Source organism: Cetobacterium sp. ZWU0022 (assembly GCF_000800875.1).
GTDB lineage: Bacteria > Fusobacteriota > Fusobacteriia > Fusobacteriales > Fusobacteriaceae > Cetobacterium_A.
Genome location: NZ_JRJZ01000191.1, coordinates 53,869 through 72,282, shown reverse-complemented (window position 1 = coordinate 72,282; position 18,414 = coordinate 53,869). Strand labels below are relative to the sequence as shown.

16 protein-coding genes and 1 riboswitch are annotated in these 18,414 nt (G+C 30.3%); of the genes, 3 read left to right on the top strand and 13 right to left on the bottom strand.

Features of this window, described 5'->3' with window-relative positions; all coding sequences use genetic code 11:
- A partial coding sequence (locus L988_RS13030; RefSeq protein ID WP_047384913.1) for a diol dehydratase small subunit occupies positions 1–202 on the top strand: 202 nt, incomplete at its 5' end.
- A 49-nt stretch (positions 203–251) separates the two neighbouring features.
- Here L988_RS13030 and L988_RS13025 read toward each other — a convergent pair.
- The 7 genes from L988_RS13025 to L988_RS12995 all read right to left on the bottom strand — a co-directional run bounded on the left by L988_RS13025 (position 252) and on the right by L988_RS12995 (position 7,723).
- A complete protein-coding gene (locus tag L988_RS13025) occupies positions 252–1,589 on the bottom strand; it encodes an HTH domain-containing protein (protein WP_047384911.1) in 1,338 nt (445 codons plus the stop codon).
- Positions 1,590–1,742: 153 nt separating this feature from the next.
- Positions 1,743–1,818, bottom strand: a riboswitch (cyclic di-GMP riboswitch).
- Positions 1,819–2,007: 189 nt separating this feature from the next.
- A complete protein-coding gene (locus tag L988_RS13020; RefSeq protein ID WP_047384909.1) occupies positions 2,008–2,526 on the bottom strand; it encodes a TlpA disulfide reductase family protein in 519 nt (172 codons plus the stop codon).
- Positions 2,510–5,101 carry a hypothetical protein gene (locus L988_RS13015; protein ID WP_047384907.1) on the bottom strand — a complete coding sequence of 864 codons (2,592 nt, stop codon included), beginning with the start codon at positions 5,099–5,101 and terminating at the stop codon, positions 2,510–2,512. The genes L988_RS13020 and L988_RS13015 overlap by 17 nt, the downstream gene beginning before the upstream one ends.
- Positions 5,102–5,126: 25 nt before the next feature.
- On the bottom strand, positions 5,127–5,471 hold the full coding sequence (locus L988_RS13010) for a hypothetical protein (protein WP_047384905.1): 345 nt from the start codon (positions 5,469–5,471) through the stop codon (positions 5,127–5,129).
- An 11-nt stretch (positions 5,472–5,482) separates the two neighbouring features.
- Entirely contained in the window at positions 5,483–6,319 is an 837-nt protein-coding gene (locus tag L988_RS13005; RefSeq protein ID WP_047384903.1) for a hypothetical protein, read from the bottom strand.
- Between the two features lie 71 nt (positions 6,320–6,390).
- Entirely contained in the window at positions 6,391–6,897 is a 507-nt protein-coding gene (locus L988_RS13000; RefSeq protein ID WP_047384902.1) for a hypothetical protein, read from the bottom strand.
- Positions 6,898–6,952: 55 nt separating this feature from the next.
- Positions 6,953–7,723 (bottom strand): hypothetical protein, encoded by a 771-nt coding sequence (locus tag L988_RS12995; protein WP_047384900.1) that lies wholly within the window; start codon positions 7,721–7,723, stop codon positions 6,953–6,955.
- 208 nt (positions 7,724–7,931) lie between these two features.
- On the opposite strand from L988_RS12995, the gene L988_RS13355 reads away from it, so the two are divergent.
- Positions 7,932–10,067, top strand: a complete 2,136-nt coding sequence (locus L988_RS13355; protein WP_052191861.1) for an HD domain-containing phosphohydrolase — start codon at positions 7,932–7,934, stop codon at positions 10,065–10,067.
- On the opposite strand, the gene L988_RS12985 is transcribed toward L988_RS13355, so the two are convergent.
- From L988_RS12985 to L988_RS12975, 3 genes are all read right to left on the bottom strand, one after another.
- On the bottom strand, positions 10,054–10,611 hold the full coding sequence (locus L988_RS12985; protein WP_047384898.1) for an N-acetyltransferase: 558 nt from the start codon (positions 10,609–10,611) through the stop codon (positions 10,054–10,056). The two genes, L988_RS13355 and L988_RS12985, sit on opposite strands and share 14 nt — an antisense overlap.
- Positions 10,604–11,557: a PTS fructose transporter subunit IIC gene (locus tag L988_RS12980; RefSeq protein WP_047384897.1), complete on the bottom strand. Its 954-nt coding sequence runs from the start codon at positions 11,555–11,557 to the stop codon at positions 10,604–10,606. The genes L988_RS12985 and L988_RS12980 overlap by 8 nt, the downstream gene beginning before the upstream one ends.
- A gap of 69 nt (positions 11,558–11,626) precedes the next feature.
- The gene (locus tag L988_RS12975; protein WP_047384895.1) at positions 11,627–13,447 is read right to left on the bottom strand and encodes a fructose-specific PTS transporter subunit EIIC; all 1,821 of its coding nucleotides are present in this window, start codon (positions 13,445–13,447) and stop codon (positions 11,627–11,629) included.
- Between the two features lie 205 nt (positions 13,448–13,652).
- Here L988_RS12975 and L988_RS12970 point away from each other — a divergent pair, with 205 nt between their 5' ends.
- Positions 13,653–14,789 carry a replication initiation protein gene (locus tag L988_RS12970; RefSeq protein ID WP_047384893.1) on the top strand — a complete coding sequence of 379 codons (1,137 nt, stop codon included), beginning with the start codon at positions 13,653–13,655 and terminating at the stop codon, positions 14,787–14,789.
- Between the two features lie 44 nt (positions 14,790–14,833).
- Here the strand turns inward: L988_RS12970 and L988_RS12965 are convergent, their stop codons facing one another.
- The 3 genes from L988_RS12965 to L988_RS12955 all read right to left on the bottom strand — a co-directional run bounded on the left by L988_RS12965 (position 14,834) and on the right by L988_RS12955 (position 18,357).
- Positions 14,834–16,033 (bottom strand): NRAMP family divalent metal transporter, encoded by a 1,200-nt coding sequence (locus L988_RS12965; RefSeq protein ID WP_156111974.1) that lies wholly within the window; start codon positions 16,031–16,033, stop codon positions 14,834–14,836.
- Between the two features lie 108 nt (positions 16,034–16,141).
- A complete protein-coding gene (locus L988_RS12960; protein WP_047384892.1) occupies positions 16,142–17,419 on the bottom strand; it encodes an ArsB/NhaD family transporter in 1,278 nt (425 codons plus the stop codon).
- Positions 17,420–17,433: 14 nt separating this feature from the next.
- Positions 17,434–18,357, bottom strand: a complete 924-nt coding sequence (locus L988_RS12955; RefSeq protein ID WP_047384890.1) for a PTS sugar transporter subunit IIA — start codon at positions 18,355–18,357, stop codon at positions 17,434–17,436.
- Positions 18,358–18,414 lie beyond the last annotated feature (57 nt).

Below are 18,414 nucleotides of genomic sequence, written 5' to 3'. Positions count from 1 at the left end.
GTTAAGTGTTGCTTTTTTAAGTTGCATTTCTGCTGTCTTTTTATATTACCATAAACAGCCTTACAAATCAACTAAAGATGAACTCTTAAGCTTAGCTCATGAGCTCGATTTTTTGTATGGTGCTTCAGAAAATGCTAACTTTATTCGCTCTCTAATTCAAACGTATGAAAAAAAAGGATTTTTTAAAAAAGATTTTGAATAAAAAAAGATTCCTAATCTTCAAAATAAACGATTAGGAATCTTTATAGCAACTACAAGTTTTTTATATTTTTAATGTTCTTTAAAAGAAAAAATTTCAAATCTATAAAATTACTCTCTAAAGGAAAGCTACTAATTTTATAAACAGGTGTTTCCAAAGTTTCATTAATATTTCCACTAGTTATAATTAAATCATACTCATCATCTACACCAAAAATTTCAAATATATGAGATGATATTTTATCAATTTTTTTAAATTCAAAGATATCTTTTAATTTTGTCTGTATAAGATCTTTTATAAATTCCAATTCATCACATATAAAAAGTACCTTAAACTCTTTAAAATCAGAATACTTTTTTAAAGATAGCTGATTATATAGTAAATAAAATATACTTCGAATATCTTTTTCAATTAAAATATCACTTTTTATTTTATCTGAAAATTCTTTATAAAAACTTGTTTCACACATCTTCTCAGGAATCGGTAATGCTTCTCTTATATCTCCAAGTTCATTTAATAATCTTTCTAAAACTTCGTCATCTGCCTCTATTTCTAAGGTATCAATAATTTCTTTTAAAATACCTTTTACCTCTTTTAAAATGCCATTCTTAGATAGTTCTCTATCTTCCAAAGAATTTTTTAATATAAATTCCTCTCCTTGAGAAGATAATATAAAGTTATTAATCTCTTCAATATTATATCCTGTTTTATTTTTCTCTAATTTATCTCTTGTATTTAAAGCCGCTAACTTACAAAATACTTTATTGTATTCTATTAAACTATAATTGTCACCTAAAACCTCTTTCATTCTTGTTTTTAAAACTGCTGGAGTTATATCACCCACAATTTTTCCTATTAAATCTTTTAAAACGTTTGGTAAGTTTACAAACTGCTTATCAATCACTTTATGAATCTCCTTTTCTAAAGCGTCCACAATATTTTGTACTTCTCCTATTACAGAGACTCCTTTTGATGCAAATTCATGAATAAAAACATCCTTAACTTCCAACTCACTTTTTATTATTAACATATCTTTTTTCAAAGTTGTTCTTGAGACATTTAAAAATTCAGCTTCTTTAGTTAAGTTTACCATTTGCTTAGATAAAATTTTTAACTTTAAATAACTTTTCCTATTTTCTGAAAACATCCCACCAAAATCAGAAATAATTTTATTCAAATCATTACTTTTCAAATTTACCTGTAAACCTCCACCATCCGTTTTCTTTATTTGATCCAATTTATAACTTTTTAAAATGTAATTAATATTATCAATATCATACCTTATCGTTCTTATATGTACGTTAAAGTTTTCAGATAATTTTTTTAATGTAAATCCATTTGCTTCATTTAAAACAGATAAAATATTAATACACCGTTCATTGATAACCATCTTTTTTTTACCTCCACCCCATATAATTTATTTTAACTATCTTAATTATACTACCTTTCATAACACTATTCTCTATGGAGGTTTTTTTATTTTTATAAACAAAAGAACGTTTAGGTGAAAAAAAAATACACCCCGTATTTTTACATATATCCAACGTGCAACTGGCTACCATTTTAAAGGCCCTATAGCTTTGCGTCCTACAGTTTCCCGTAGTTTGCCAAAATATACTCAAAATATTATTACACTATTCCTTTATTCTAATACACTTAAATATTTCCTACTTTTTTCAATTATAAAATAACATTTATTTTATATATTATTTCTCTTTAAATTATTTTTAAAACTGATTTTATAGGAAGTAATTTAACTTTATAAATTACACTAATAGCCATTATTTTCTCATTTCATATTCCGACATCTACTTTTTAAAAAAATTCATACTTTTATATCCCGATTCAACATTTACATCTTCAAGAACACCCTCTTCATTTATTAGAAATGTTGTTGGAATATTTATAATTCCAAACTGCTTATAAAGCTCCATCTCTTGACCGTCATAGTAAGGCTGGAAACTGAAGCTATTCTTTTTCATATACTCTTTTACTTTCTCTTTATTATCACTTCTATATGGACCAAAAACTATTATAAATACAATATCATCTCTATCTTTATATCTCTCTTCATACTCTTTATTAAATACTAATTTTTCCTCTATGCAATCTGGACACCACGTTGTTGTAAAGTTTAGAAATACCTTTTTCCCCTTCAACTTTTCTAAAGTTATAGTTTTATCTCCATCTAAAGTCTTCACTTCAAAATTATCGACTTTCTCCCCTAAAAGATATGTCAACTTTTGCTCTCTTGGATCCCTCTCCTCACTATATACAAAACTAAATATAACAAATATCAATACAAGTAATTTAAATAATCTTTTCATCCTTTAACCCCTCCTCTATCTCGGTTACATCTTCTAAAATTTCATCCTCTATAAGCTCAATTGATTTTATTACAAAATTATTATCTTCATAATAATCTCCTTCACGACCAGTTTTCACTTCTAACTTTAGCTCTTTTTTGTCAAAATCACCTTTGTATCTTCGACTATTAGGAATAATCTCCACAACATATTCACCTGGTAAAACATCTTCAAAGAAATAGTATCCATCAATTTCAGTCACTGATCTTTTTATCTCTTCATCACCTTTTTTCAAAACTACATCTATGTTTGCAATCAACCCATCATATCTTCTCTCTTCTACACTCATATCACTTTGAATATAGCCACTTATCATAGAAACAGGAACTAATGGAATATCCACTTCCACTCCTGAAGATACAGCTCCCTTATACTTTATTATCTCTTTCCCTTGGATAAGCATAGGGTCAATCGACTCTCTGTTAACATCTAATGTATGGAATTCTCCTGCACCTATATTTCCAATTATATATTTACCACTCTCTTTTGCTATTCCTGTTCCTCCTGATGTAGTTACCTCTGCCCCTTCATACACGCTTTCATTTCCATCCATAACTCCATTTGCATTTTCATCTACAAATACCTTTCCTTCTACCCATCCATCTCTTACATTATTGTTATTTATAGGCAGTAATGGATTTCCTAGGTAAACTGTTTTTTCTACTCTTGCCCCTATTCTTGTTTCTTTGTCATCTGTTTTTATATCTGGGAATTCTATATAGATATTATTATCAAATAGATACGTAAATCTTATTTCAAAGAAGCCACCCTTTTCTCTTGAGTGTCCAATTTCAAGCGTAGTATCAACATTTTTAAAGAAGCCACTTTCTGATGGTGATTTTACTAAACTCAGTTTTATCTCATCATCAGCTACTTTGTCCTCTTGATAATTTATTTTTCCTTCTAAAATTGCTGCAACTCCTCTTATCCCATTATAATTTAACTTTATCTGTGTTCCATATCCATTTGAACTTATCTCATCTGTGGACGAATATTCATAATACTCATTTGACAGACTCATTCTAAAGTTTCTACTTATATTATAATCTAGATTTAAATATATCTGATAAAGATTCTCATCTTCATAGGTATTATTAAAGTAACCTATACTACTTGTAAAACGCCTAAAATTTTTACTTAAATCTATATTATACGAATAATCTTTTCTTAATCTATCGGAGATATCTTTATTATAATCTTCATATCTTACAATCAGATTGCTATCCCAAGGTAACTTTTGCTCTAAAACCCCTTTAAAACCTTGACTCTCAGAGTTGAGTTCCTCTAAAAGAGTTCCTGAAATTAGGGTTGGATATTTATCCAATCCAAATCTATACGCCACCCCACCTTCTAAAACTTCATATTTAAGGCTATCTCTATTTTCTAAAAGCGATGTTCCTATTGTTGTTGTTAAATTTTGAGTTAAACCATACTTATACTTTGCTAAATACTGATTTTTCTTCTCCTCATTTCCTCTTCCACCTTGAATTACAAAGTCATTTTCACCTTTATTTAATATATTCTGATTTCCAAGAACATAGATATCTTTTACCTCTACTCGACCATCTCTATAGTAGATTTTAATTGTATAACTATCTAAAGATGACATATTTAACGGAACAAATCTAAATCTATTTCCTGTAGGAATCTCAAAATCATCTAAGCTACCATTTCTATACAATTCAATCAAGCTTGCATTTTGAGCCTCTCCCTCTATCACTGTTCTATTGTCAACTCTTATTCCATAGTATTCATTTTTAGAAAAACTAATACCTCTAAGATTTCTCTCTGCATCAAATATAGAATCACTTTCTAAGTAAAAATCTCCAAAAGTTAAGTAGTATTCTCCAAAAACCTCTTTATATCTCAATCTAATATAATCCAACTCACTTTTCGGATATATCTTTTGAGTCATTTCAAACTCTCCATAAAATAACTCTGTTCCATAGTCTATATCAAAAGAGTAGTCGTTCTTTTCTATATCTGTATTACTGTATATAAACTTTACCATTCCTGGAGATAAAAGTTGCTTTTGATTAAAAATGTAATCTCCCTCCTCCTCTAATGCCTCCTCTTTTTTAGCCATCGCGAGTCTTGTTCTTTGATTATTCAACTCTAAAGAATATTCTCTAGGCGTTTTAAAATCTGGAAAAAGAGTTAATATATACCTTTCATCATCCCATTTATAGTTTGGTATATAAAAATATTGTTGTAAATCTTTTAACTTTATAAATATATCATCATCTAACTCTATTGATGAGCTTTGAGGTATTCTTACATCAACCTCTTTCTCTGTATCTAATGCTCCTTTAACCCTTCTTCTTTTCCGATCAAAACGAAGTCCATCTATTTTAGTAAAATCTATAAACTCTCCCACTCCTATATAAATCTCATCTGTTTCGTCATCTATTAGGACTTTATAAAATTCATTTTTCTGCCCTTTCATCTCTAGTTCAATAAATGCTTCCTCTGGAGCAGAAAAAAGAGTGACTTTTAAAATACAAAATATCAAAATTGTTTTCTTTAATCGTGTCATTTTCTCCCCCTTTTTCATTTCTATTTTACCATTTTGAGTTATCACAACTAGCAACAACTTTTTTCACTTTTTCCTCTTTTAACTTTAAAGAGGTATTTTCCGCTGCACTACCTCTAATTTTCACCAATTTTTTTAAATGCTTATTATCCAAATACATCTCATCAATTGAACCTCTTTTATTTACAATGATATTTAAAGATTCAACTATTTTCACATCAATTTGTAGATTATTGTTTAAATACTCTTTTCCAATATTTTCTCTAATTATCTTCTCATAAAGATTTACATTATTTTTATATTCACCTTCAAATCCCAAGCTTCCATAACATAATATTGAAGATAAAATATAGATACCTACTATTTTTTGCATATTATCCTCTCCTACCTTCTTATTATCACTTTTCTATTAGGGTCATTTTTTTCTATTGAATAATCTAAATATTCATAAAAAGCTTTGACTATAACAGTCTCCTTATAATCTCCAGGTTTAACTCTATTTACAGTTGAATAAACTCTTCCATCTAAAATTATTCTCTCTTTTACCTTATCTTTTTTTGGAAAAAAACCTAATACACTAACTTTTTCACCTCTATCAGTTTTTTCACTCTTAAAATCCACTTTATTTCTGCTATCTAGTTTCACAATCAGCTGTCCATCTGCCATGACTATCTCTTTTGGATATTGGAAGTATAACTTTGTGTTTCCAACATCTTTTTTATCAATTCCTAAATCCACTGTAATCTCAGGATTTTTTTTACTGCTTACTCCATTTTTAGGAACCCTTGATGGAATTAATCCAAACTCCATAGCTCCTTTTACTTTTAAAGATAAATCCCCTTTTTTTCTAAACTCTACAGCTACCTCTCCAAATAAAACCTCTGTTTTAGATATTTCATCCAAGTATTCAATTCGCCCTATTACTATTTTTTCCTCAACTGAGTTTATCTTCGATTTATAAATAAATTCTACGTTCAAATTTCCATCCTCAACTCTGTAGACATTATTTTCTTTTCTAGTTCCATTTACTCTTAAAATCTCAACGTTTCTTTCAGGAATAAATTTTATATTAAAATTTTTCTTGTAACTAAATACACGAGTATCAACTCTTCCTCTATAACTAGTTCCACTTTTTTCTAGATTATATATCTGACCAATTACAGCTGATGTAAATACATAGTTTGATACCAACAAAAATATAGCAAATAATAGCTTTTTCATTTTCACCACCCTCTATATGAAAAGAGGCATAGTGTTCAAACTATGCCCTAATCTATCTTTTCCAAAACCCACTAGAATCCGTCGTAAGAACCTACAACTGTTGCATAGGCTTTATATGTTTGTCCTGCATTTAATAATCCAACTACATGAGGTTTATTTACTGTTACTTGTAAAGCTGTATTTGCTGCTCCTCCTGTTAAAAGTACATCCTCTTCTACTGCTCCTGCTGCAAATGCTACTTTACCTCCAAAAGTACTCAGACCATTTACAAAAGTTAAATTTCCATTATTTTTAAATCCTAATTTTACAGTTTGGTCTGCTTCTCCAGTTACATGAACTTTATTCGGAAAATCTTTTGTTACAGTTTTTGTACCACACCATAATCCAAAATCTACATTATCCACTTTTATTACTAGTTGCTCAGGTACTTTAACTTCTACAGTAAACTTATCCTCTGCACTACAAGGTTTTGAGAAACAGAATGCAGGATCTACATCTGCTGGAAGAACTGATGCACTATTGTTTGCTAAAGATGCTACAGAACCTAAAATAAATAATACTGATAATAATTTTTTCATTTTAATACCTCCGCTGTTTTTTATTTTTATATACTCAATTTAGTTGAGTTGCATTTTATAATGGTAGCTCTTTACTACCTAGTCTGATTCCACTTTTATCTTTAAAATCTACCTTTATGAATCTACTTCCACTAGGTATATTTGCTAAATCTGATTCAATTTTTGTTTTTGGTTCTCTTGTTGTTATTCCAAGTTTAACCTCTTCTTTTTTAATTCTCTTTCTATTGCTATCTAAATATTCTATATCTCCAAGTACAGCTAGTGCACTATTTCCACTTAAATTAAAGTTTGCAACTAATTTTCTATTTCCATTACTCTCTTTTTTTATCTCTGTATTAGTTAACTGTGCTCCAATTTTTCTTTCACCTTTCAATCCATAAGCTGCTATATGAATCTCTGTTAATAATTCAAACTCTATTCCAACGTCTTCTCCGGATTCTGTTTTCATTTTTTCAACATCACCTTTCGAAGCCCCAGGTAACTCTCTAAAAATTAGCTTAGCTTTATATTCGCCCTCAGGTAAATCCTTTGTTCCTCTCACAGCAAAACGTACACTTCTACTTCCGTTTGGCTTTAAAGTTAAATTTTTAGGATAGATTCTCATCATATCTCCCATATCATATTTTTCCCACCCTGGATCTTTTTCTATATCAATCTCTATTCTCATTGGATATACGGTATTGTTTGTAACCATAATTTCGTGAGTTTCATTTTTATCTAGTGATGTGTAAAAACCTGTAGGTGCTATCCCTATATTAAAAGCAAATGTACTTGTAAATAGTAAACTAAACATCAATCCATAAAATATTTTTTTCAATATCTTCATGTTCCCCTCCAAATATTTTTTAGTCACTCTGTCTTTCATGCCATTTTATTCTGAAATTATTTTCTAACTCTTTTTTTTCATTAGTGAAGTGTTTTTCATTTTTTTGGAAAATATTTTTCATTTTAAAAAAACTTCTACAAACTATTATAAGATTTCAATTTTTTCTGATATAATAAGAAAGAGGTCTTCAATTCCAGGGGAGGGGTTTATGCTTTTAAAATTACTTATTAGCTTTTTAATCATATATATCAATATTTTCTCCATAAATTTCTCTACAGAAGAGATTAATTGGATTAAAGATAATCAAAATACTACTTTCACTATAAACGCTTACAATCCTAAACACATCTATTTATACGAAAATGAATCTGGTGTATTAAGTGGTGTTTATATAAATTTTTTCGAAAAAATTTCAAAAGAAACTGGACTTAACTTTAAATTTCAAACTTTAAAACGAGATGATATGTTAAATCTATTAAATAAAGGGGAAGGGGACATTATATTTAATGTCAGCAAATCAATCGATCGAAAAAAAAATTACAATTTTTTGCCCACATTAAATTCATATACTTTAGGAGTTTACTCTAAAAATGAAACCTTAATTGATATTAAATATCTTGAAAAATATAAAGTTGGAATGATACCAACATCATCCGATTCTTTACTAATAAACCAATTTTATCCTCATTTAAATAACGTCATCTCTATCGCTGATAATGGAAATTTTGGATTTTGGGCATTAGAAAATAACACTATTGATGCTCTCATTGGTAAGAGTAGCAATGATATTTTAAAAATATATAAATTTACACCTTTTGAGAATGTTCCGCCGTCACAACTTTGGATGGCAGTAAATAAAAATCATCCTACATTGGAGAAAATTATTACTAAATTTAAACTTGAATTTAGTACAAAAGAAGTTGCTGATATTTTAAAAAATGAACGACCCTATTTTTATAGGCAACTACTGAGTAATCAACAGCTATTAGCACGTATTAAAAGACGCTACTCAAATATTAAAGTTCTTATTCCTGATATAGATGATATGCTACCTGTTTTTTATAGATCAAAAAATAAATATAGTGGGTATATTATCGACCGTTTAGAAGAGTTGTCTAAGCTAACTGGCCTACCTATAATTTTTACATCGGATTCAGAGAATTATGATATAAAAGCTATCGACTCTAAAATATTTCAGAGTAATAAAAGTAAACAAAACTTATATTATATTCCATATTATAAGATTAAAATTGGAGTATTTTCAAAACATGATGCAAACTTTATAGATTCATTTCAAAGTTTTGAAAACAAAAGAGTTGGAATAATCTCTTTTGAAGATATCGATACTAACCTACTAAACTTTCTACACAACTTTAATTTTTATAAAATGTATCCAGATACTACAGAGGCTTTGAACGCTGTATTAAAAAATGAAGTAGATTACATAATTGGTGATTTTAAAATAATCTCTATGGCGGTTGCTAATAAATATTTAGAAAATAAAATAAAAGTCGCTGGTTTTTTAGGCGGAAATAATACGATTGGCTTTGGAATAAAAAAAGATGCTGATTTAGCTCAATTAGTCGATAAGCTTTTTCCAAATCATCTAGCTGAAAGTAGAATATTACAAAGTGAGCTTTCAGTATCTAAAAAATTATCTCCTAACTATAAATATTTACTCTTAATGCTCTCAACATTTTTTATAATAATAGCTACACTTTTCTATCTTTTAAGAAAAGCTACTATCGCTTCAAAAAAAGAGAAGCGTATTACAAAAGCTCTTGTTGAAAGTTTCGAGGCTGCAAATGAACTCAATGATGAGGATACAGGCAACCATATTTTAAGAGTCAATCTGTATTCAAAGTTTTTAGCTGAAAAGCTAAAATGTTCTAGTAAATTTATAAAAGAGATTGGAGAATATGCTTCCTTACATGATGTCGGAAAAATAGCTATCTCTGATTTGATTCTTAAAAAACCAGGTAAACTTACCTCTGAAGAGTTCGAAGAGATGAAAAAACATGTTATTTTTGGAAAAGAACTTATTCAAAAGATGCAACTTGGATCAATTGCTGAAAATATAGCTCTTTACCACCATGAGAAATGGAATGGAAAAGGTTACTGGTTTGGTTTATCTACTGATGCTATCCCTTTAGAAGCTAGAATTGTTGCTTTAGCTGATGTGTATGATGCCCTGCGTCAAAAGAGAGTCTATAAAGATGGATTTACTCATGAGGTCGCTGTTGAGATAATAAAAAAAGAACGTGGTGAACATTTCGACCCCGCTCTTGTAGATATATTCTTAATTCATCATAAAGAGTTTGATAAAATTTTTATCTCTCATTAAGTTTTTCAAAAACAATATTCCAACCTTTTTTATCCTTTTCTAGGTTATAAGGTTGAAATCCAAAATTTTGATATATTTTTATAGCTACATAGCTACAAGTTTGTGTGGAGAGGTATAATCCCTCTCCCATTTTTTTATCCTTAAATATAGTTAAAAGTTTTGATACAAGTGCTTTAGCCAAACCTTTCCCACCATGCTTTGGATCAATAGCTATCCAGTGTAAACGATACTCTCTTTTCTTATCATTCTGAAAATGTTTCCCTTCCCAAATAGCTCCAGTTCCTACGATTTCTTTATCTGGCCCCTCTATAAAAATCATCAACTCTTCTAATTTTTCCTCTTTTTTAAGAAAAACCTCTTCGAAATATCTCTCTCCTTCTGTTCTTTCTAATATATGTCCAGATGAAACTTGAATATCTGTCCACTTCTCTTTTAAATCAGAACTATACATTAAAAATTTATATCCCTCTAAAAGAGGTATTTCACTAAATTCTAAATTATCTTTTACCATCAAAAGATGGATATTTTCAACACTTCTATCCATTATTCTCTCCTTTTTTTAAGAAATACAGCATAAATATTGTTGATGCTACACCTATGAAAAGTGCACTCAAAAAGCCCATTTTATTATCTATTAGTGGAAGTATAATTATTCCTCCGTGGGGTACCATGGATTCTACTTTTAAAACTGTCGCTGCTGCTGCTCCTATTGCTGCTCCTATCACCGTTGTTGGAAGAACTGTAATATCTCTTGTTAAAAATAGTAAGGCTCCCTCTGTTATTCCAAGTATTCCTAATAGTATTGATATTACTCCTGCCTCTCTTTCAGTTTTAGAAAATCTATTTTTCAATATAAACTGTGAGACTCCAAGAGCCAAAGGAGGAGTAGATATTGCAACTGCTATCGCTCCCATAACATCCCCTCGATTATATACCAAAGTATTTGTAGCATAAACATATGCTACCTTATTGATTGGCCCACCTAAATCTACACCAATCAATCCACCTAAAACAAAATTTAAGAATATATTATTTTTATCATCTAAACTATTTAAATATTGTGCTAATCCATCTAAAATATATTTCATAGGTTCTTGAAATATATAGTGCATTCCTAATCCTACAACTAAAGTTGAAAGTATTGGAATAAGAACTATATACATAACCGAAGACATCTCTATTGATATCTCTATCTTTTTAAGTCCATTTATAAAATATCCTAAAAGTATTCCTACAAATATTCCTCCAAACATTCCTAATCCTATTACACCCGAAAGATACCCCAATATCATCCCTGGTATAAATCCAACACTTCCAGATAACTCCTTTGCTATACTTCCACCTAAAAGTGGTGGAACCATTAGAAAACTATAATCACTCAACTCTTTTATAAACTGGTTATCACTATAAAGTGATATTACCGATAGTATTCCCGCCACTATAAATATCGGTATAATCTGAACTATACTTTTTAATACTCTTTTTCTCATTAAAAAACTCCCACGTACTTTTTCTTAAATAGTATCATGGGAGCTATATTTCATCAATATTTTGTTACTTTACTTTTTTATCTTTTTAAGAATATTTACCATTATTGCACTCACTAATGATCCTACAACTATCGCAACTATAAACATAAGTTTATTTTCAACTACTGGCAATACAATTGGTCCACCATGAGGTGCGTGATCTGCTACTTTCCCTATTGCTGCTATCACTGCTCCAACTCCACTTCCAACCATTATCGATGGAATAACTCTAAATGGATCTGCTGCTGCAAATGGAATTGCACCTTCTGTAATTCCAATAAGCCCCATTGCAAATGCTGCTTTTCCAGCTTCTCTCTCTCCACTCTCATAATTTTTTGGAGCCATCATTGTAGCTATTCCCATACTTATTGGTGGAATACAAATTGCAACTGCTATTGGTCCCATAACTGTTGGAACACCTTGAGTTATCATAGCTGATCCAAATAAAAATGCAACTTTATTTATCGGTCCACCCATATCAAATGAAATCATACATCCTAAAATTAATGCTAAGAAAATCGAACCTGATTCCATTCCTTTTAATACATCTGTTAACATATTCATAAATCCACTTATAGGTGCTCCTATGAAATACATAATAACTCCAACTAACGATGTAGAAACCAACGGTATAACGAATATAGGCATGATAGGTTTTAATCCCTCTGGAACATTCCAAGACTTAACCCACTTAGCTATATAACCAGCAGCAAAACCAGCAACCATACCACCTAAGAATCCTGCACCAACACTATTTGCTAAAGCACCTCCCACTAAACCTGGAGCAAGCCCTGGTCTATCTGCTATACTCATAGCTATATATCCCGCAAGAATTGGAATCATCAGTCCAAAGGCTGCGGCTCCTAAGTCCAACATAGATTTAAAGAATGGATTTGTTACATCTGCACCCGATCCAGCTTTAATTCCTGAAAGTGCTATTGAAAGTGCTATTAAAACCCCTCCACATACAACTAGGGGAAGCATATGAGAAACTCCATTCATAAGATGTTTATAAATTCCAGTTTTCTCTTTTTTATCTCCCTTATTATCCTTGTTTGAATTTGAAGAAGCTACATAGACCTCTCCCTCTCCATTTAAAGTCTTTTCTATTAATTCTTTTGGAACTCTTATAGCTTGTTTTACTGGAACTTGAATTACTCTTTTTCCAGCAAACCTATCCATATCAATAGTTTTATCTGCTGCTACAATAACCCCAGTAGCTCTTTTTATATCCTCTGCAGAAAGTTCATTTTTAACTCCCACACTTCCATTCGTTTCTACTTTTATCTCTATACCAAGCTCTTTTCCTTTATTTACTAAAGAATCTGCTGCCATATATGTATGAGCTATTCCTACAGGACAAGCTGTAACAGCTATTACAAACCCAGCTTTTTTATCTACAGCTTTCTCCTCTACCTTTTTCTCTTCACTTAAAATAGCTAATACTTCATCCTCTGTTTTAGCTATCTCCAATCTTTCTCTTAACTCATCATCTAATAACTTATTTGTAAGTTTTGATAATGTTTCTATATGTGAGTCTGTTGCATTCTCTGGTGCTGCTATCATAAAGAATAACTTTGATGGTTCCCCATCTAACGAATCAAAGTCAACTCCCTCTGATCTTCCAAAAGCTACTGCTGGTTTTTTAACAGCTCTTGTCTTCCCATGAGGAATAGCTATTCCCTCTTCCAATCCAGTTGATGATGTTGCCTCTCTTTGCTTTACAACTTTTAAAAACTCATCTTTATCTTCTAATGCTCCACCTTCATTTAAAACCTCTACAAGTTCTAATAATATTTCATCCTTTGTCTTACCAGTTAGCTTTAATTTTATATACTTTTTCTCTAACATATCTCTCACTCCCTCTGGTTTTTATCTTATGCTCTAACTATACTTCAAACCTTTTTTTCTGTCAAATTCGCTATTTTAAACTTTTTGTTTCGTCTATTTTAGATTTTTATATTTTTTATTCTCTATTTTTACATTTTTGTTTCGTCTATTTATATGATAAAATATAAAAAAATAATTAAAAAAATTTTATTGAGGTGAAATAAATATGAATTCTCAAATTTTTAATCAGGATATAACTATAGATAAACGTACCTCAAAACTGGAAAATAATATCTTTTTAACAATTTTAAAAAAGATTGAGCAATTAAAAAAAGATGGTGTCGAACTTAAAACAGAGTTTCTTTTGACTACTAATGATTTTAAAAAACTGACTAAAGATGATATTCAAATAGGATTAAAAGGATTGATGGAAAAATATATAGGCTATTCCTACTGCGATGCAGACAGTAGATATACTCGAGTATTTTTTCCATATATAAGTTTCTTCTCTGAAACTAATGGTGAATTCAATATTACAGTTCCACCAATGATTATAAATTCTTTTAAAAAAAACAGTGTTGAGTGCTCTATCTCATTGAGAACCTTTTTCTATTTTAGAAAAAAATCATCTCATAACTTTTTCAATCTTGTTTTAAAAAATGATTCTGAGAATGTTAGCTTAACTCTTACTATTGAAGAACTAAAAGAACTGTTTAATATAAAAGATGAAGCTTACGACCGTTTCTTTGACTTTGAAAAAGCTCTTTTAAAACCACTACTTCAAAGTATCAACAGTCATTCTAACTATACTCTAATGTATAATAAGATTAAGAAAGGAGATGCTAAAAATAACAAAGTGACAGCTATAGAGTTTCTTTTAAAAAATAACTCTCTTATCCAAAAGAGTGCTGAAACTAACTACTTGATTCAACTTGTCAAAAATAATATCGAGGACTATAAAAATGTTTGGGAATCTATAAATAGCTGTATTAATGATATTGGTTTCATTCAATGTAAAAGAGCCATTCTATTTTTAAAAGAGAATAACTTAACTCTTTCAGATAATGAACTTATAAACTACCTAAAAAGAAAAGGTGAAAATATAGAAGAGATTCTTCAACTTAACAACCATACCCTTATTAAGGAAAAAATATCGCTATATAAAGATGTTTATAGTTTTACAAAGACAATATATAACATAATGATTGGATATAACTTTTACTATTCATTAAACTTCAAGTTTTTAAAAGATATAAAAGAGTTCCAAGAAGGGGATACATTTTTCTATAGAGATGAAAACTACATTATTTTTGGAACATATCTTGAAAATCGTGGAAGTTTTAAGATTTTCCAACCCCAATAAAAAAAGCGTATCAGATTATATTAGTTTCTGATACGCTTCATTTTTTAAAGAATTGAAAATATACTATCTAGTGATGATATTCCTTCATATCCCATAACTAAAACAACAATCACACCGAATATAGTTAAAATTGTTGAGTGTCTATAGTTACCTACTATCTCCTTTTTTCTAGAAGCAAGTAGGGTTATTCCTAAAGTTATTGGTAAAATAAGACCATTCAATGCACCCGCTAAAACTAGAAGTGATACTGGTTTTCCGATTCCTGCCATAACAATTGTTGAAAGTAAAATAAATCCTATTATGAATCTTTTCTCATATTTTAATACAAATGGGAAAAGAGTTTTCAAAAATGAGATAGATGTATACGCAGCGCCTATTATCGTTCCTAACGATGATGCTAGTATTACAACTCCAAATATTTTATAACCTATATATCCCGCTCCCTGCATAAAAGCTGAAGCTGGTGGGTTATCTGGATTAAGTTTTGCTCCAGAAGATACAACCCCTAAAACCGCTAAGAAAAGAGCTATTCTTATAACCGAAGCTATACTCACACCTATAAGTAAACTTTTATTTATATTTTCTAGATTTTCCTCACCTTTAATATTTGCATCTAAAAGTCTATGTCCTCCTGCAAATATTATATAGCCACCTATTGTTCCACCAAGCAGTGTCAGTAGTGAAAAACTTAAATCACTATAACTCTCTGGAAAAATAGCACTATATGCTGCTTCTACCACAGGTGGTTTACTTTCTAAAGCAACATACGATATAACTAAAATCATTAAAACCCCAAGTACTTTTGTAAACTTATCAATAAACTTTCCTGCATCTTTCGAGATAAAAATCAAAGCTCCTATCCCTCCAGCTATCAGTGCTGAATAAGTTAAATCAATTCCAAAAAGTACGTTTAATCCAAGTGCCGCTCCTCCAACATTTCCTATGTTAAAAGCAAATCCACCAAGAGCAACCAAAATAGCAATCAAATATCCTAAACCTGGAACAATTTTATTTGCCAAATCCTGCCCTCTCATCCCAGAAACACCGATGACCCTTGAGATATTAAGTTGAACTATCAATGTTATAACTATTGATAGTAAGATTGAGAATGCAAAATTTGCTTTAAACTGCTCTGTAAAAATCGATGCTTGAGTCAAAAAGCCCGGTCCTACTGCTGATGTCGCCATTAAAAAAGCGGCACCTAAGACAGCACCACCACTCTTTGAACCCATATTTTTTTTCATAAAAAAAATCCCTCCGTTATACTAACATGTTAAATAATGCTCAGACATTATATACCTTTATTAGTACTTTTACTAGAGGGAATTTTATTTTTTTATTACAAATTCAGTTTATAGATATCTAAGCTTTAGATAGATACCAGCAATCACAAGAGTTTGTACTGCTATTAACGCTCCAAACTTTAAGAATTGTACGAAATCTATTTTACAACCAGATTTCCCTGCTACTCCTACAGCTACAACGTTTGTTGCTGAACCTAGTATCGAGATGTTTCCACCTAAACATGATCCAAACGATAGTGCCCACCAAAGAGCATCAGTATGAACACCATTAAATGTAGGTGCCATAACATCTATAATCTTTGAAACTGTCGCTGCATTTGCTACGTTACCTATAATTGATGTAAATAGTGCTGATAGAGTCATTATAGAGTAAGTTGCTAATCCAAAGTTTCCTTTTGTCAGCTTTATCATCTGTTCACCAATAACATCTATAACGTGGATTTTCTCAATTCCAAGAACCATCATAAACAGACCTATGAAGAAGAATAGAGTGTCCCACTCAACATGCTTAAATATGTCTGCTGGCTTTCTTTTAGCTAGTGTTACTAGAAGTATCGCTCCACTTAAAGATATTATTGCAAGTCCTTTATTGATGAAGTTATTCAATATAAATCCAAGAATAACAAGTGAGAATATAATTCCAGCTTCTTTTAATAACTTTTTATCTTTTAAAGTTCTAGAAGGGTTCATTTCCATAATTCTAGCTTTTAGCTCTGTTGAAACATGGAAATCTTTTCCGTAGATAAAGTACACATTCACAAGTAAAACTACCATCGATATTATAGCTACTGGTGATGTATTGAATAGAAACTCATTGAACCCAAGACCACTCTCATGCCCGATGATCAGTTGAGTTGGATCTCCAATCAGTGTTGCATTTCCACCTATATTCGCAGCCATAATCTCTGTTATTACAAATGGGAATGGATTTAATTTTAACTCTCCCGCAAGTAAAATCGATATAGGCGCCATTAACAATATCGTTGTAACGTTATCTAAAAACGCCGAACATATAGCTGTTACTATCGCTAAAAATACTATCAGAAGGAATGGTTCCCCTCTAACAAATTTAGCTAACGTAATTGCAAACCATTGGAAAACACCAGTTTCTGATATCAAATGAACTATAATCATCATACCTATCAATAGGAATAAAATCTCTAATCTACTTGCTATTGCATGTAGTGCTTCCTCTTCATTAAATAAACCAACCATAGACATAGCTAAACCACCAATCATAGTTGCCCATGCCCCTGGGACTTTCTCTGTTATTATACAGTAGAACACTGCAATAAATATAGAGAGTCCTAATACTAAGCTTAACATAAACTCACTTCCTTTTATATATGTAATATTTTTCTTATAATATCCGACCTTAGAATAATTCCAAGATACCTTCCATTTTCAATAACATATATTCTAGTAACTCCACGATTCATAAATAGATATGAAACCTCCATTAAAGATGCTTCTTTATCTACTGTTACAACTCCATCTTGTCTATAAAGTTCTTCTATCGTAGTTGTTTTCTCATTTATTAGGTAGTTCTCAAAAGGTTCTCCAACAGTCATAAAGTTTAAATCATTTAAAATTGTTGTATACTTTGGCATTCCAAAGGCGATAAGCTCTCTTTCAGTTATCTCTCCTAAGAACTTGTTATTTTTATCCACAACAGGAATTCCACTTACCTTTTCCATAACTATTCTCTTTGCTATATCCTCTAGTGTATTAGTTACACTTGCAGGTCCTGGAGTATTTGTCATCAAATCTTCAGCTGTTATGTTGTGATCTATCTCTATATTTTCAGCTTTTAATATCTTTATTGTTTGAACAGGATCTTTTCCTGCTATTATTTTATCTAAAACATCTCTATTTTTTATAGCTAATTTAGAGATTCCTGACATTATTTTTAATATTTTTTTACTTTTTAATACATCAGCAAGTACAAGGATAACTATTTTTAATTCCTCTTCTTTATTATCTAAAGTTTTTACTTTAATAGGTTTTTCTGGGAAACCAATTGCTACTAATATATCATCATAGTGCTCTAACCTCGCGTGTGGGATAGCTACTCCATACCCTAAGTATGTTGATGCTTCTTCCTCTCTCTTCAAAACAGCCTTTTTCATAATCTCTTTTTCAAGTTTTAACACTTTGTTGTTTTCAACTAATTGATTCAACATATTCTCTACCAACTCGTTTATATTACTCCCTTTTATGTTGGGAATAATTACCTTTTCTGATAGATAGCTAGACAGCTTCATTTGAACACCTCCGTTATTTTTACACTACTTTGTTTTTTGTTCATTTTTAGTATAGCA